The sequence below is a fragment of the Mesorhizobium cantuariense genome (assembly GCF_042647205.1).
GTDB lineage: Bacteria > Pseudomonadota > Alphaproteobacteria > Rhizobiales > Rhizobiaceae > Mesorhizobium > Mesorhizobium cantuariense.
Map to the genome: position 1 here is coordinate 7,802,947 of NZ_JBHRVD010000001.1, position 14,291 is coordinate 7,817,237.

9 protein-coding genes are annotated in these 14,291 nt (G+C 63.2%); 6 read left to right on the top strand and 3 right to left on the bottom strand.

Annotation, left to right across the window (positions count from 1 at the left end):
- Positions 1-141: 141 nt before the first annotated feature.
- Positions 142-4,188 carry a peptidoglycan-binding protein gene (locus ACFOJ9_RS37985; protein WP_378987261.1) on the bottom strand — a complete coding sequence of 1,349 codons (4,047 nt, stop codon included), beginning with the start codon at positions 4,186-4,188 and terminating at the stop codon, positions 142-144.
- 456 nt (positions 4,189-4,644) lie between these two features.
- Between ACFOJ9_RS37985 and ACFOJ9_RS37990 the strand changes: the two genes are divergently transcribed.
- Positions 4,645-5,103 carry a MerR family transcriptional regulator gene (locus ACFOJ9_RS37990; protein ID WP_378988317.1) on the top strand — a complete coding sequence of 153 codons (459 nt, stop codon included), beginning with the start codon at positions 4,645-4,647 and terminating at the stop codon, positions 5,101-5,103.
- A gap of 90 nt (positions 5,104-5,193) precedes the next feature.
- Here ACFOJ9_RS37990 and ACFOJ9_RS37995 read toward each other — a convergent pair whose 3' ends face one another.
- Positions 5,194-5,568, bottom strand: coding sequence for a hypothetical protein (locus ACFOJ9_RS37995; RefSeq protein WP_378987264.1), 375 nt, complete (start codon positions 5,566-5,568; stop codon positions 5,194-5,196).
- Positions 5,569-5,625: 57 nt separating this feature from the next.
- Here ACFOJ9_RS37995 and ACFOJ9_RS38000 point away from each other — a divergent pair, with 57 nt between their 5' ends.
- Positions 5,626-7,416, top strand: a complete 1,791-nt coding sequence (locus ACFOJ9_RS38000) for an acyl-CoA dehydrogenase (RefSeq protein WP_378987267.1) — start codon at positions 5,626-5,628, stop codon at positions 7,414-7,416.
- 209 nt (positions 7,417-7,625) lie between these two features.
- Here the strand turns inward: ACFOJ9_RS38000 and ACFOJ9_RS38005 are convergent, their stop codons facing one another.
- The gene (locus ACFOJ9_RS38005; protein ID WP_056580349.1) at positions 7,626-8,708 is read right to left on the bottom strand and encodes a transposase; all 1,083 of its coding nucleotides are present in this window, start codon (positions 8,706-8,708) and stop codon (positions 7,626-7,628) included.
- Between the two features lie 154 nt (positions 8,709-8,862).
- Between ACFOJ9_RS38005 and ACFOJ9_RS38010 the strand changes: the two genes are divergently transcribed.
- The 4 genes from ACFOJ9_RS38010 to ACFOJ9_RS38025 all read left to right on the top strand — a co-directional run bounded on the left by ACFOJ9_RS38010 (position 8,863) and on the right by ACFOJ9_RS38025 (position 14,288).
- Positions 8,863-10,032, top strand: coding sequence for an acyl-CoA dehydrogenase family protein (locus tag ACFOJ9_RS38010; RefSeq protein ID WP_378987270.1), 1,170 nt, complete (start codon positions 8,863-8,865; stop codon positions 10,030-10,032).
- Positions 10,033-10,117: 85 nt separating this feature from the next.
- On the top strand, positions 10,118-11,326 hold the full coding sequence (locus tag ACFOJ9_RS38015) for an acetyl-CoA C-acetyltransferase (protein WP_378987273.1): 1,209 nt from the start codon (positions 10,118-10,120) through the stop codon (positions 11,324-11,326).
- Between the two features lie 14 nt (positions 11,327-11,340).
- Entirely contained in the window at positions 11,341-13,560 is a 2,220-nt protein-coding gene (locus ACFOJ9_RS38020; protein ID WP_378987276.1) for a 3-hydroxyacyl-CoA dehydrogenase NAD-binding domain-containing protein, read from the top strand.
- An 83-nt stretch (positions 13,561-13,643) separates the two neighbouring features.
- On the top strand, positions 13,644-14,288 hold the full coding sequence (locus ACFOJ9_RS38025; RefSeq protein ID WP_378987279.1) for a S24 family peptidase: 645 nt from the start codon (positions 13,644-13,646) through the stop codon (positions 14,286-14,288).
- Positions 14,289-14,291 lie beyond the last annotated feature (3 nt).

Sequence of the window (14,291 nt, forward strand, 5' to 3'; positions counted from 1 at the left end):
TCTTGGACCGACAAGCCAATTCGTTCTTGCGCCGGAGGTGCTGCGAAGTCAAACCGCGCCACGCCGCCGAAACAAAAAACATCTCAATCAGTTAACAGGCGAATGTGTGGCAAGGGCGTCGTGGAAACGACGCCTCTGCCGTTATTTGCGCGCCAGCAGCGCCTTGACCAGTTCTTCATCGACCGCGCCGGTCGCCGGCATCTTGTTGTCGGCCTGGAAAGCCATGATCGCGGTCTTCGTCTTCTGGCCCATCTTGCCGTCGGCGCCGCCGGCGTCGTAGCCGTTCTTGTTGAGAATGCGCTGGATGTTCTGGACGGCCTTCTTCATGTCGATGCTGGCGGTCGTCTGCGGCGTGCCGTCCTGCCAGGATTCGGGAATGTCGGCCGAATTGGCTGCCGCATCCAGCGGCTTGGCCTTCCACAGTTCGGCTGCGGCGCGGGCGCGTTCGAGCTGCTCGGGCCGCAGCGCATTGGCGATCTCGTCACGCTTGGCCGCGGCATCCTTGTCGCCGGTCTTGGCGACGAGCGCGAACCATTTGTAGGATTCCTCGAGGTTCTGTTTCATGCCGACGCCCTTGGCGGCGAGGATGCCGAGATTGAACTGGCTGTCCTTGACGCCGACGTCGGCCGCCGCCTGAAACCAGTGCGCGGCCGATTCATTATCGGTCACGCCGTCCGCGGCCATGGCGAACAGCACGGCCAGATTGTGCATGCCGCTGGCGTTGCCCTGCGCTGCGGAAAGCTGGTACCAGGTCTTCGCCTTCTTGATGTCGCGCGCGACGCCGATGCCCTTTTCGTAGAAATTTCCGATGCGGTATTCGGCCGGCGCGAAGCCGAGTTCCGCCGACTTCTCGTACCATTTGGCCGCTGCCGCCATGTCTTCCTTGACGCCGCGCGACTCGGCATAGCGCGAGCCGATCTCGAACAGCGCCTTGGCATCGCCGCTGGCGGCGGCATCGCGCAAGGCGACCGGGCCGGCGTCAGCGGGAATGTCGATCTTTGCCGTGGTCACCGCCAGCGAAGCGTCCGCCGGCGGAACCGTGCCCGTGGTGTCCTTGGCAGTGGTCGGCTGAGCCGCCATCGGCTGGATGCCGGTGTCGGCATCGGTTGCTTCCGTGGGGGCTGCAACAACTGGGGCAGAGGCAACAGGGGCCGCCGCCGCCGAAGCTGTCGTATCGGACGACGCAGCGTTCGCATCGGCTGATGTAGCCGAAGCGATGGGCGCAGGAACCGGGTCGGGGGCCGGCGCGGCATCTATCGACGGCTCGGGCGGCGTGGCCATCGTGCCTTGCGCCGCCATGTCGTCCTTGGCTGCTGGTGCGGACGGCTCGGCCTGTCGGACGGTACGGTCCGGCGCGCTTTCCACTGCCGCGGGCTGCGCGTCCGCCTTCGGCTGGCTCGCGGCATCAAGCGAGGCGGTCTGCACCGGTTGCGAGGCGGCGATCGGCGCGGCGTCGTTGCTGGCCACTTGCGCCGGATCGGCGAAAAAGGCCTTGCCCAGTTGCAGGCCGCTCAGCGCCAGCAGGATCGCGGTTGTCCCCATCAGGATCGGCTTGCGCCGTGCCTTGAGCAAATCGCCGATCCGCAGCGCCTTCACCGGTCCCGTTATCGTCGACTGGCGCTTCAGCGCATCGGCCTCGGCGGCCGCGGCCTGCGCCGCGCGCCGGGCTGCCGCAATGAAATCCGATTTCGCGGCATCGGTGTCGCTGGGCTTGGCCGGCTGGCCGCGCTCGTCACGCACGCGCTTCATGATGGCATTGAGGTCAGGTGCGCCGGAGCCAGGCTCCAACGGCCGGTTGGCCATATTCGGATCGAGCGGCTCGTCGAGATCGACGCTCGGTGTCGGCACACTCGGCGCAGAGCCGGCCAGTGGCGGAATGTCCGCCTCCTTCTTGCCCTTGAAGGCGCGGGTCAGCCCGCCGAACAACGATTTGCGGCCGCCTGCCTGTTCGCTTTTCTCGGCAATCGCGTCGGAACCGAGCGCAGCCATGGCCGCGGCAGCGGCGGCCTCGGCCGGCGTGCGAGTGCCCAGGCCGCTATGCGTGCCCAGGCCGCTATGCGCGCCGAGGTCGCTGCGAGCGCCCGGCTCATTGCGCAGGATGGCGGCGGCGCGGCCATCGAGATCGGCCATGTCCCCAGTCAATGGCAGGGGCTGATCGATATCCATCGACGGCGCGTCGACGGCCATCTTGGGTCGCCGTGCGCCGCGCCAGTTACTCGGCTCGACCGGCGCCGCATCCAGCAATTCGCTCATCGCCTCGACCGGCTCGCCGGGTTCGAGCGAACCCAGCCGGTCGACGATCTTGAGCAACGTGTCGTGAATGGCCTCGAACGTTCTCGAATTGCGCTCGTCGGAGCGCCGCGTCAGCGTTTCAAGCGTCTTCAAATCCTGGGCGAGGCCGGAAACAGCGGTCGTATTGGCGCTCGAACCGGCCAGCGATCGCACGGCGTTCTCGGCCGCTTCGCGCGCCGCGCCAAGGATGGAATCGCGGGTTCCAGCGAGCGACTTTTCAATTTCGTTGAGACGCGGGCTGATGTCCTCGAATTCCGGCAGCGGCGTGCTGGGCTTGGAAAGATGGGCGGACAGGCCGGCGACCTGCGCCTCCAGGCTGCGGATCAGCGCCGGATCGATGCCGGCGACCTGCGCAGCCGACGCGTCCAGCCGGCTTGAAATGTCTTCGAGCCGGCTTTCCAGGCCGCGGATCGCCGCTTCGCCTGCGGGATCGGGAACACGCGTTTCCATGCGCTTGGCCAAAGCGGTGAAGCGGGCGTCGATGGCTTCCATGATGCCGGTGCTGTCGACCTGCGGCATCCGCTGGTCCAGCCTGTCGGCAACCTCATCAAGCCGGCGCTCCAGATCGCGGAACAGCATGTTGCCCTGTTCGATGGCGTCACCCTGGCGGCGTTCCATCATGCCCGACAGCACGTCGAAGCGCTGTTCCAGCCCGTGGAAGATGTAGTCGGCGTCAGGCATGGTGGGCGCCTGGTCGATCTTGTCGGCGATGAGTGCGATCTGCTTGGCCAGGCGCTCCATCGCCTGCTCGGGCAGATTGGCGCGACCGGCGAGCTCGTCGACCCGGCCGGATAGTGTGCTCAGCCGGTCCATGACCACGTTGCCGGGGCGATCCTGTGCCACTTCCTCGATCTGCCGGGCAAGCGAGTCGATCCGCTTCTCGATGCGCTCGAAAGCCTCGTGGTCGAAGGAATTGGCTTGCGCCGCGACCGTCGATGCAACAATAGCGCGGGAAATCTCATCCAGCCGCTCGTCGATCATGCCAAGCGTGTCGCTGCCGCGATTGCCCTGCTGGCTGGCGAAGTGATCGACGGCGCCGGTAAGCGTGCGCACCTTTTCCTCGAGCGAGCGCAGCGACAGCGATTCCGGCAAGTTGTTGACGGCGTTGCTGATCTGCTCCAGCCGGTCGGTCAGAACAGACAGGCCCGGGTCGTCCGACCGCTTGCGCTGGTCGGCGTCGACGCGGTCTTCGAAAGCCGTCCAGCGGCGATCGAAATCGTCCCAGCGGCGGTCGACCTTCTGCACGCTCTCTTCGCGTGCCAGCGTGTCGAGCGCGGCTTTGACCTGTTCGAGCTCGAGCCGCAGCATGTTGACGCTTCTGTCGTCGCTCTTCTCGGCCAGCGTCTGGATGGCGCCGGACAGCCGTTCGAATTCAAGGCCGAGTTCGGCACTGCCTTTAGCCGAAGCGCCGGGCCTGGCGCCCGACTGGAAAGCCCGCTCGATGTCCTTGCGCAGCGCTTCGAATTCGCGCTGCAGCCCTGATGTCATCTGGTGGCGCAGCTCCTCGCGCATGCCGCGAAGTTCGCCGGCGATCTTGCCGACCATGGCAACGCCGTCTTCCTGGCCGCGCACGCGATCGATGTCGCGGGCAATGGCCTGGTAATTCTGCTCGAAAGCGGCGGCTCCCTGCATCGGGCTCTTCGGGCGCGGCGCCGGCTGCGGATCCTCATACCAGCGCTGCTGGCCAGTGGGCCGGGCGGCGGGATAGCGCGCATCGACGCCATATTGGCGGGGATCGGATTGGCGGGGGTCGGGACGTGCCATCGGTTCCTCGCGCGTCCGCTCCAGCCGCTGCTCCAGCGTCTCCAGCGACCGGTTCAACTGCTCGAGCGTGGTCTGCGGCCTGCGCTGCCTGCCGGCGTTGAGTGTATCGAGATAGGACCGCTTGCTGTTCATCGGTGCGTCCGTCTTTCAGAATGGCTGGCTCGTGGCCAGTTCCCCCAAGTCCCTGTCGGAACGAAGGCGACCAGCGGCTATGCCGCGGTGGAAGACGAGCTTCCCAGGTTCTCACCCGCGCTCCGAAAAACCGTGAAAAATTCGATACAGGATAAACACGGGTAGCCGACGTGCCCACATTTCCCCCAACGTGGTAAACAACGCGTTAACCAAACTTAATAAGTTGCAAGGATGTTGGCTGCCGGCTTTCCGGTGCGGCATAAAGCTCGCCGCGCAGAACGCCCTTGCGTCATGAGGCGGCTATCGGTATAGAATTGACGTAAACGTAAAAGGCGCGTCGAGCGTGCTGTTTGCGATTTGTTTGTTGAAACCACGACTGGAAGCAGGCCCCCGCTTCCAGTCAGGCGACGCACGGTCCAGGACCGCGACGCCACCAGACGGGGAAAGCCAGTGACCATGAAGCTTATCTCGGCCGGCGAGACCGCGGCCAATACCAATATGTCCGTCGAAGCCGGCGAGGACCTTGTCCGCATCGGCGAGATGGCGAAGAAATATGGAGTGACGCTGCGCACGCTGCGTTTCTACGAAGACAAGGGCCTGCTCAACCCGCAGCGTGACGGTTCGACCCGTCTCTACACGCGCCGCGACAAGGCCCGGCTGAAGCTGATCCTGCTCGGCCGCAAGGTCGGGTTCTCGCTGCGCGACGTCAAGCAGATGATGGATCTCTACGATCCGACCGGTTCAAACACCAAGCAGCTCAGGCTCGCTCTGGACAAGTCGGAAAAGCAGCTTGCCCGCCTGCAGAAGCAGCGGGCGCTGATCGACGACGCCATCAACGAGCTGAGCGGCTCGATGTCGGCGGTGCGCCAGATGCTGACTGAGCGTTCGGCGCCGCAGGCGAGCGCCGCGAGCTAACAGGCTGTGGAAAAAGGGACGGAGATACCCGTTTTGAATCTGGTTTGTGCTCGGTCTGATTCTGATACGTTCCGTGAACAAAACAGTTTTTCAACAGCCTGCTAAAGCAATTCCAGGAAAAGTGTGAAACGGTTTTCCGTCCGGAATTGCGGCAATGTCTCCAAGGCAATTCCAGGAAAAGTGTGAAACGGTTTTCCCGGGAAAAAGCGCATAGCGTTTTCCCTTGGGAATTGCGTCAAGCTCCAAGTCATCCGCTGATTGTCTGACGATCAAAAGCCGCGTGGCCTCTGCCGCGCGGCTTTTCGTTGTCTTGGCCCCACCCTTACAGTCTTTCGGCGCTGGCTTGCGCGACGCCGCGCCGCTACGCTCATTGCCGCAACGGGCGGGAAATATTGTCGCATCGAAAAAATTGACGTTTACGCAAACGTCAATTTTTGCTATCCCGCTCCCAACATGGGTCCGCATGCCGTCCTGGCTTGTCTTCGGGGCGTTCGGACCGGGTTCGCAGGGTGGAGGAAAAGCATGCCGACATATAGGGCTCCGGTCCAGGATACGCTGTTCGTGCTCAACGAGGTGCTGGGTTATCAGCGCTATTCGAACCTTCCCGGATTTGCCGACGCCACACCCGATGTGCTCGAGGCGATCCTCGCCGAAGGCGCCAAGCTCGCCGAAAACGTCATGCACCCGCTGAACCGTGTCGGCGACATGGAAGGCTGCGTGCGTCATGACGATGGTTCGGTGACGACGCCGAAAGGCTTCAAGGAGGCGTTCGACCAGTATCGCGAAGGCGGCTGGATGGGACTGGCAGCACCGGTCGAGTTCGGCGGCCAGGGCCTGCCCTATGCCGTGCACACCGCCGTCGCCGAATACATGGTCTCGGCCAATATGTCGCTGATGATGTATCCGGGCCTGACGCAAGGCGCGATCGCCGCGATCATAACCCATGGCACCGACGAGCAGAAAGCCAAATGGCTGCCCAGGATGATCGAAGGCGCCTGGACCGGCACCATGAACTTGACCGAGCCGCATTGCGGCACCGATCTCGGCCTGCTGCGCACCAAGGCGGTGCCGGACGGCGATGGCACCTACAAGATTTCAGGCCAGAAGATCTTCATCTCGGCCGGCGAGCACGACATGGCGGACAACATCGTCCATCTGGTGCTGGCCCGCATCGAGGGCGCGCCGGAAGGCGTCAAGGGCATCTCGCTGTTTATCGTGCCGAAGCTCATGCTCGACGCCTCGGGCAATCCGGGCAACAGGAACACCGTCTCCTGCGGCTCGATCGAGGAAAAGATGGGCATCCACGGCAATTCGACCTGCGTCATGAACTATGACGAGGCGCAAGGCACGCTGCTCGGCGAGGCCAATGGCGGCCTCAAGGCGATGTTCACGATGATGAACGAGGCGCGCCTTGGCGTCGGGCTGCAAGGGCTTTCGCTGTCGGAGATCGCCTATCAAAACGCCGTTGCCTACGCCAAGGACCGCTTGCAGGGCCGCTCGCTGTCGGGGCCGAAGGCGCCGGACAAGAAGGCCGACCCGATCATCGTCCATCCCGACATCCGCCGCAGCTTGATGACCATGAAGGCCTTCAACGAGGCCGGCCGCGCGCTGGCGCTGTGGACGGCGATCAAGTCCGATATTGCCCACCGCTCCGGTGACGACCAGGACCGCCAGGCCGCCGACGACTACACCGGCCTGATGACGCCGGTGGTCAAGGGCGTGCTCACCGACAAGGGGTTCGACCACGCTGTCATGGCGCAGCAGGTGTTCGGCGGTCACGGCTATATCGAAGAGCATGGCATGAGCCAGTTCGTGCGCGATGCCCGCATCGCCATGATCTATGAAGGCGCCAACGGCATCCAGGCGCTCGACCTCGTCGGCCGCAAGCTCGGCCTGAATGGCGGCCGCGCCGTGCAGGCCTTCTTCAAGGAGGTCGGCGAATTCTGCGAGGAGAACCGCGCCGACGAAAAGATGGCGCCGTTCACCAAGGCCTTGAAGAAGGGTCTCAACGATCTGCAGGCGGCGACCATGTGGCTGGTGCAGAACGGCATGGCCAAGCCCGACAATGCGGGCGCTGCCTCGACCGATTACATGCATCTCTTCGGCCTGGTGGCGCTGGGCTACATGTGGGCGCAGATGGCCAAGGCGGCACTTGGCAAGACGGGCGCCAACGGTTCCCAGTCCTTCTACGACAACAAGGTCGTGACGGCGCGCTTCTTCATGGAGCGGATCATGCCGGAGACGTCAGCGCACCTCGCCCGCATTTCGAGTGGTGCGGACACGCTAATGGCCCTACCGGCGGAAGCGTTCTAAAGATGGTTTCCCTCCCCTTGAGGGGCATATGCGCTAAGATAGCTTCGGCATGGACTGAAATTTGCGCTTTCGTGGTGGCTCACGCCATCGATGTCGCAAGGCATGGAGATTTTGGCGCAGGGCTGCCAAGGGAGGTTGAGCAAAGATCGCTGCGATCAGAGAGGCGACGATCTGGCGGGTGGCGCGCCACAGCAGCGGGCGCCCGTCGCTCAAGGGGGAGAGACACCCAACTCCTGCGAAAGGGGTTCGGTCACAAGCGCGATGAGGAAGTGGGCAAGAATCCAAGGCTTTGCGATCCTTGGGTCTTTGGCTGGAGGCGCGCGCAGTCCGATCAGGCTCTTCAGACGCTTGAAGGCGAGCTCGATGCGCCAGCGCATGCGATAGAGCTTGAGAACTGTGCCGGAGGGAAACTCCTCCTGGTCAAGCGAGGTCACAAGGATGACAAAGCCGGCGGCAATCAGCGTCTCCGGTTGAACCTGCTTGCCCTTGGCCTTGGCTTCCTTGTTGATTTTGCGCCGCGCTTCTTGTGTCGCAGCCTCGGATTTGCGCAAGGCGATCAGGCGCATCTTCAGGGGCTCGCCCTTCTTGAGGCCCAGCCAGACAGGCGTTTCGATGACCTCCTCCCGGCAGCTCTTCAGGTGGCCGATGAGATCGAACGCCTTGCCGTTGGCGTCGAGCCATCGCACATTCTTCCACGGCGCGCGCACGACAACGTCGCCGTCTTGCGCCATGACCTTTGCGATCCGCTCGGCCTGCAGATAGGCGCGGTCGCCGATGCGGATCTCGCCCGGCACCACCGGCACGCGGTCGATCAGCTCGGCCTCGCTCTGGTCGGTGATCTCGAGGAAATCGAACTGCTCGCGCTCAAGATCGAAGGCGCAGTGCATACGCCAAAGGCCATTGTTCTTCTTCTCATGCACACCCGCCTTGGCAACCGATGTCGCATCGAGGATGCGGATCAGCCGGCCCTTAGGCAAGCCTTCCTCCTCGCGCTTCAAAAGGTGCCCGATCAACTGCTGCAGCCACGGCCCTGCATTGCGCAGCCGGCCGAGCAACGCCACGTCCGAGATGTCGGCGATCCCGCTTGCCGCCGCCCAGGCCACGACGCCCCGCATGCCCACCTTGCCAAGGCAGTAAGCCAGTGTCAGGCGCAACAGATCAGTAGCCGACCTGACGCCCCGCGGCCGCAGAAACGCCTTCGTCTCGCGGGCACTCCCTGCAATCAACTCTTCACCGCCGAGGAGCTCAATCGTCTCGGCCCAGCCGTCATCTACAAGCGATTCGTGAGTCATCGCAGCGTAGAATCACAACCGATTCCCCACTGCAACACCTATCTTAGCGCATATGCCTTGAGGGGAGGGTGGCCCGAAGGGCCGGGTGGGGTCCTGCGTGAAGCGCGCCGACCTCAACTCTGAAGATGCGCTCTGGGAGGAGTATCATACAAACATGACCAGCCCCGCCGAAATCCTGAACCTCCCCAAGCCCGCTTGGGCGGCGGATGAGGTCGGCATGCTCTACGACATGGCGCACCGCTTCATGTCGGAAGAGATCGCGCCGCGCTACGACGAGTTCGAGAAGAACGAGATGGTCGATCGCGAAAGCTGGCTGAAGGCCGGTGCGGCCGGCCTGCTCTGCGCTTCGATGCCGGAAGAATATGGCGGCTCGGGCGGCACCTTCGCGCATGAGAGCGCCATCATCGAGGCCATTGGCCATGTCGGTGTCGACGGTTTCGGCATCGGCCTGCACAATTCGATCGTCGCCCCCTACATCCTCCATTACGGCTCCGAGGAGCAGAAGAAGAAATGGCTGCCGAAGCTGGCGACCGGCGAGCTGATCGGCGCCATCGCCATGACCGAGCCCGGCGCCGGCTCCGATCTGCAAGGCGTCAAGACGCGGGCGCAGAAGGATGGCAACCAGTACAAGATCAATGGTTCCAAGACCTTCATCACCAACGGCCAGCTTGCGAACTTCATCATCGTCGTCACCAAGACCGATCCGGAGAAGGGCGCCAAGGGCACCTCGCTGATCGTCGTCGAGACCGATGAGGTCGAAGGGTTCGAGCGCGGCCGTAACCTCGACAAGATCGGCTTGAAGGCCAACGACACGTCGGAGCTGTTCTTCAACGATATGCGCGTACCAACCTCCAACCTGCTTGGTCACGAGGAAGGGCAGGGCTTCGTCCAACTGATGCAGCAACTGCCGCAGGAGCGGCTGCAGATCGGCACCGGGGCGATTGCCATGATCGAGCGGGCGCTGGCGCTGACCATCGACTACGTCAAGGAGCGCAAGGCGTTCGGCAAGGCGATCATCGATTTCCAGAACACCCAGTTCAAGCTGGCCGAGCTGAAGACCGAGGCGACCATCGGACGTGTCTTCTACAATGATTGCGTCACCCGTCACATCGCCGGCGGCCTCGACCCGGTGACCGCGTCGATGGCCAAGTACTGGCTCAGCGACCTGCAGGGAAAAGTCGTCGACGAATGCCTTCAATTGCATGGCGGCTATGGCTACATGAATGAATATCCGATCGCCCGCATGTTCCGCGACGCTCGCGTCCAGCGCATCTACGGCGGCACCAACGAGATCATGAAATTGCTGATCGGACGCTCGCTCTAATGCATGTCGCTCAAAAGTGGTCCCGGTTTTGGGAAATCGACATGCATCAGTCTAAAGCCGTTCGATAAACCCAAGGAGCAAAACAATGACCGAAGCTTATGTCTATGACGCCGTGCGCACGCCGCGCGGCAAGGGCAAGAAGGATGGATCGCTGCACGAGGTGCCGGCGGTGCGGCTTGCCGCCAAGACGCTCGAGGCGCTGCGCGACCGCAATGGGCTCGACACCGGCAATGTCGACGACATCATCTTCGGCTGCGTCGATCCGGTCGGCGAGGCGGGTTCGGTCATTCCGCGCGCTGCTGCCTTCGAGGCCGGCTACGACACCAGGGCGCCCGGCATGCAGATCTCGCGCTTCTGCGCTTCGGGGTTGGATGCCATCAATTTCGGCGCTGCCAAGATCGCACAAGGCGCCGATGAGATCGTCATCGCCGGCGGCGTCGAATCGATGTCGCGCGTCGGCATGGGCGCCTCCGGCGGCGCCTGGTTCATGGATCCTTCGGTCGGCATGCCTGGCTGGTTCGTGCCGCAAGGCATCTCGGCCGACCTGATCGCCACCAAATACGGCTTCTCCCGCGACGACGTCGACGCCTATGCGGTCGAGAGCCAGAAGCGTGCCGCAAAATCCTGGGCCGATGGCCGCTTCAAGAAGTCCGTCATCCCGATCAAGGACCAGAACGGCCTGACCATCCTCGACCATGACGAGCATATGCGCCCGTCGACCGACATGCAGTCGCTGGCCTCGCTCAACCCGTCCTTCGTCATGCCTGGCGAAATGGGCGGCTTCGATGCGGTTGCCGTGCAGAAGCATCCCGAGGTGGAAGAGGTCAACCACGTCCACCATGCCGGCAATTCGTCCGGCATCGTCGATGGCGCCGCCGCCGTGCTGCTCGGTTCGAAGAAGGCCGGCAAGGCGATGGGGCTGAAGCCGCGCGCCCGCATCCGCACCTTCGCCAACATCGGCTCCGAACCGGTGCTGATGCTGACCGGCCCGGTCGACGTCACCGAGAAGCTGTTGAAGCGCGCCAAGATGAAGCTGTCCGACATCGACCTGTTCGAACTCAACGAAGCCTTCGCCTCTGTGGTGCTGCGCTACATGCAGGCGTTCGACATTTCGCACGACAAGATCAACGTCAATGGCGGTGCCATCGCCATGGGCCATCCGCTCGGCGCCACCGGGGCGATGATCTTCGGCACTGTGTTGGACGAACTCGAGCGCCGCGATCTCAACACCGCTTTGGTGACGCTGTGCATCGGCGCCGGCATGGGCACCGCAACCATCATCGAACGCGTCTGACGGGGAGAGAAACGATGAGCTACACCAATTTCAACCTCGACATCGACGCCGACGGCATTGCGCTGGTCACCTGGGACATGCCTGGCCGCTCGATGAATGTTTTCACCGAAGAGGCGATGCGGGAATTGAACGCCATCGTCGACAAGGTGGCGGGTGACGCCGCCATCAAGGGCGCGGTGATCACCTCCGGCAAGGACACTTTCTCCGGCGGTGCCGACATCACAATGCTGCAGAAGATGCTGACGACCTACGCTGCCGAAAAGGGCAAGGACCCGGAAAAGGCGATCAAGGCGCTGTTCGACAATGCCGGCTACATGACTGGCCTGTTCCGCAAGCTGGAAACCTCGGGCAAGCCGTGGGTTTCGGCGATCAACGGCACATGCATGGGCGGCGCCTTTGAGCTTTCGCTTGCCTGTCATGGCCGCGTCGCCGCCGATAGCGACAAGGTCAGGATGGCGCTTCCCGAGGTGAAGATCGGCATCTTCCCGGGCGCCGGCGGCACCCAGCGCGTGCCGCGGCTGACCGACCAGCAGCAGGCGCTGCAGATGCTGACTTCCGGCCAGACGCTGTCGCCGCAGAAGGCCAAGTCGATGGGTCTGATCCATGAGATCGCCGAGCCTGCCAGACTGGTCGAGACCGCTAAGGCGATGATCAGGAATGGCCTGAAGCCCGTTGCACCCTGGGACGAGAAGGGTTTCAAGCTGCCCGGCGGCCAGATCTATTCGCCCGCTGGCTTCAATCTGTGGCCGCCGGCCATCGCCATCCTGCGTCGCGAGACCTACGGCAACTATCCGGCCGCCGCCGCGATCCTCAAATGCGTCTATGAAGGCCTGCTGGTGCCGTTCGACACCGCCTTGCGCATCGAGCAGCGCTATTTCACCGAGATCATGCAGACCAAGGAAGCGGCGGCGATGATCCGCTCGCTGTTCGTATCGCTGCAGGAACTGAACAAGGGCGCCCGCCGCCCGGCCGGCGTGCCCGAAACCAAATTCAAGAAGATCGGCATTCTCGGCGCCGGCTTCATGGGCGCCGGCATTGCCTATGTCACCGCCAAGGCCGGCATCCCGGTGGTGCTGCTCGACCGCGACATGGAGTCGGCCGCCAAGGGTAAGGCGCATTCCGACGGCCTGATCTCGGATCAGGTGAAGAAGGGCCGCGCCAAGCCGGAGGACAAGGACAAATTGCTGTCGCTGATCACGCCGACGGCCGACTATGCCGACCTTGCCGGTTGCGATCTGGTGGTCGAGGCAGTGTTCGAGGATTCAGGCGTCAAGAAGAATGCCACCGAACAGGCGGAAGCCGTGTTGAAGCCATCGGCGATCTTCGCGTCGAACACCTCCACCATCCCGATCTCGTCGCTGGCCAAGAATTCGGCGCGGCCGAAGAATTTCATCGGCATCCATTTCTTCTCGCCGGTCGACAAGATGATGCTGGTCGAGATCATTTTGGGCAAGAAGACCGGCGACAAGGCGCTGGCCACGGCGATCGATTTCGTCCGTGCCATCAAGAAGACGCCGATCGTCGTCAACGACACGCGCGGCTTCTACGTCAACCGCTGCGTGCTGCGCTACATGTCGGAAGCCTACAAGATGCTGATCGAAGGTGTCCCGGCGCCGATGATCGAGAATGCGGCGAAAGCCGCCGGCATGCCGGTCGGTCCCCTGGCGCTGACCGACGAGACGGCCATCGACCTTGCCCAGAAGATCATGAAGCAGACCATCAGGGATATCGGCGACAAGGCGGTCGACCCGAAGCAGATGGCGCTGATCAACACCATGGTCGACGATCACGGCCGCTCCGGCCGCAAGAACGGTAAGGGTTTCTACGATTATCCCGCCAAGCCGGCCAAGAAGAAGCTGTGGCCGGGCCTCAAGGACCTCTATCCGCAGCTTGCGCCCGAGAAGGTCGATTATGAGGAGCTGCAGCAGCGACTGCTGGTCACCATCGCGCTGGAAGCGGCCCGGGTGATGGAAGAAGGCATCGTCACCGACCCACGCGAGGCCGATGTCGGCTCGATCCTCGCCTTTGGTTTCGCGCCCTACACCGGTGGCGCGCTGTCCTACATCGACGGCATCGGCGCCAAGGCATTCGTCAAGATCGCCAAGAGCCTGCAGAAGAAATATGGCGCCGAGTTCAAGGCGCCCAAACTGCTGCTCGACATGGCCGAGAAGGGCGAAACCTTCTACCAGCGCTTCGACCCCTACGCCAAGGACGAGACCAAGAAGGCGGCGTGAGCTGGCCTTGGACTGTGGACAAGATGGTGGTCCGGGGTTAGAACGGGAAAGGTATTTTTTCCTGCATTGAAGGAGAGCAAGACGTGCTCTCGCATGACCGTGTCTGGGCCGCCATCGATGCTCTTGCCGAGCGCTATTCGCTTTCGGCCTCGGGCCTTGCCAAGCGCGCGGGGCTCGATTCCACCGCTTTCAACAAGTCGAAGCGTCTGTCGTCGGATGGTCGGCCGCGCTGGCCTTCGACCGAATCACTGGCCAAGATCATTGAGGCGACGGGCGCTTCGCTCGACGAATTCACCGGTCTGATCGAAGGCCGGGCCGGTCATGCCGCTTCGGTCGTCCGCAGACGCTCCGTGCCCTTGCTCGGCTTTGCCCAGGCCGGCGCCGGCGGCTTCTTCGACGATGCCGGCTTTCCGGCCGGGCAGGGCTGGGATCTGGTCGAACTGCCGGCGCAATCGACCGAAAGTTCCTATGCGCTGCAGGTGCAGGGCGATTCCATGCTGCCGCTCTACCGCAATGGCGACGTCCTCATCGTCGAACCGGGCGCCATCACCCGCAAGGGCGATCGCGTCGTCGTCAAGACCACGGCCGGAGAGGTGATGGCCAAGGTGCTCGAGCGCCAGACCGTCAAGTCGATTGCGCTGGTCTCGCTCAATCCCGATCATCCCGACCGCGATATTCCCATGCGCGATGTCGAATGGGTGGCGCGGATTGTCTGGGCAAGCCAGTAGGTC